Annotated in this window: 2 protein-coding genes; one reads left to right on the forward strand and one right to left on the reverse strand. The window is 47.2% G+C overall.

Features of this window, described 5'->3' with window-relative positions:
• Positions 1-866 precede the first annotated feature (866 nt).
• On the forward strand, positions 867-1490 hold the full coding sequence (locus tag NZ772_18150; GenBank protein MCS6815478.1) for a hypothetical protein: 624 nt from the start codon (positions 867-869) through the stop codon (positions 1488-1490).
• 109 nt (positions 1491-1599) lie between these two features.
• Here the strand turns inward: NZ772_18150 and NZ772_18155 are convergent.
• On the reverse strand, positions 1600-1946 hold a 347-nt coding region (locus NZ772_18155; GenBank protein MCS6815479.1), incomplete at its 5' end, for a HisA/HisF-related TIM barrel protein.

The following is a 1946-nucleotide window of genomic DNA, read 5'->3' on the forward strand; positions in this document are numbered from 1 at the left end:
CACACTATCACTGGCGCTAATTGCTTGAGCCGTAGCAGATAGACTTGCCGTACCCAGCCATAACCATATGGCCAGGGGCAATACCCAGGTCAAGCACCACCATCGTTTCATATTGGGCTATTCCACCTACGACACAACTAACACAACTACACCAGAGCCAGATGTTCGTTACCTTACTAGAGCCAGACACCCGTTACCATAATCCTAACCCTGGTTGATGGTTGTAACCCTAGGGAGTTTTGCCCAAGTGTGGAGATGCTTGGTAACTATTGATGCGTTCAGATATTGATTTCTGCAAAATGTCAAAAAAACTGCACATTTTCTATTTCCAACCGGATTCAGTTGTTATGCTTGTGATAAGTATTCTTAGCATTCCGTGTAATTTTGGTAGCCACTTCTGTCGTTGGTTACCTGTCTGATTGGATTGGAAATTCGTACCTAGCTTGACATGAGTTGCTGCTATCAAACGATAGAGTCTAGTACGTTAGACCTGGTGTTTCTTAACTACTCAACTCCAAAACTATGACGTTACTTTTGGACTAGGTGTAGTTATTGCTGCAGCGAGAAGGTGCTAACCATTAACTAGTTTCCAACTGTGGTAGTTGTGACCCTGGGCTAGGCTTGAAACGTAATTTCTAGTTGGGTCTTGTAGCAGTTGCCATGTTGTCCAGTTTGTTCCATCCCTTGGAGCAACGTAGCATAGCTGTTCACAGACTAGTACACGGCAGCCTGAGAAGCAAAGGAGGATTGAGTCAGTCTGTTTGTGATTGCTGTTTGTCATCTTATTAGTAGCCAAGGCCATGCAAGTACCACCCGTACAGTACGATCCTCTATGCAGTCCCTACCCCATTCCTTGGAGCTGGGTCATGGCAAATCTTGCAGAAGTGAGCCAAGAAAATCGTGCAGGTACGCGATATTACCGCTCACAGTCATTGATTTCACCTGATCGTCGATATGCTGTCTACAGCCGAATTCAACTCCAAGCTCAGCCTGACTTTACGCGCAGTCGGGTTAGCAGTGTGCTGTACTTAGAACATCTGAAAACTGGTGACTTGCGGATTATTACGACCTCGTCGTCATTGATAGAGCAGTTTGGTCATAGTACTGACTACGACTATCGACTAGGAACGATCGCTATTTTGATTCCTGTAGCTTGGTCAGAACAGAGCGATCGCATCTTGGCACGAGAGTTTGAAGGGATATTTGGCTCTAGTATGGCATCGGATTGCGCAATCGTGTGGGATCGATCTATAAACCGAGTGAGAACATTTGTGCCTAACCACATTACCTATACAACTGCTGTGTTGTTGGGTTGGAGTGAGCTTCATCCTGATCGGGTGCTGTTCCGAGCAGGAAACTTGGGAGAGGATCAATGGCAACTTTGGACTGTAGATAGCCAAGGACAGACAGTGGCTGCCCCTGACGATCGTCCCCTTGTATTTGGTCAAAGCATTATCAGCAACTGGACAGGACCTCAGGTTGCTGCCTAGAGGTTTAGAACATAGCCGTCTTGAGTTAATAAGGCTCCTGCGAGGACTAGAGTCCTCACTACGAACTCTTAGCTGTATGAACAAAATCCTATGGTTATGGTAGTAGCAACTAAGAGTTACTGATGGTTCCTGTCAGTGGTGAACTAGCGGATGCATAGGGCTTGACAGGAATGCGGCCTGACAGATAAGCAAGTCGCCCTGCCTCAGTTGCCAAAGCCATCGCTTTTGCCATAGCTGGGGGATTTTGGGCTTGGGCGATCGCTGTATTGATTAGGAGTGCATCAGCTCCTAGTTCCATGGCTTGCGCAGCTTCACTAGGGGTACCAATGCCAGCGTCTACCACAACAGGCACGCCAGCATTTTCGATAATGATGCGGATGTTATCAGCATTGCGAATGCCCTGTCCAGAGCCGATCGGTGAGCCTAGTGGCATAACTGTAACACAGCCAACATCCT

The sequence above is a fragment of the Cyanobacteriota bacterium genome (assembly GCA_025054735.1).
GTDB lineage: Bacteria > Cyanobacteriota > Cyanobacteriia > SKYG9 > SKYG9 > SKYG9.

Coding starts and splice junctions, on each gene's coding strand:
- NZ772_18150 (MCS6815478.1), top strand. CDS start 867: ATGGCAAATCTTGCAGAAGTGAGCCAAGAAAATCGTGCAGGTACGCGA.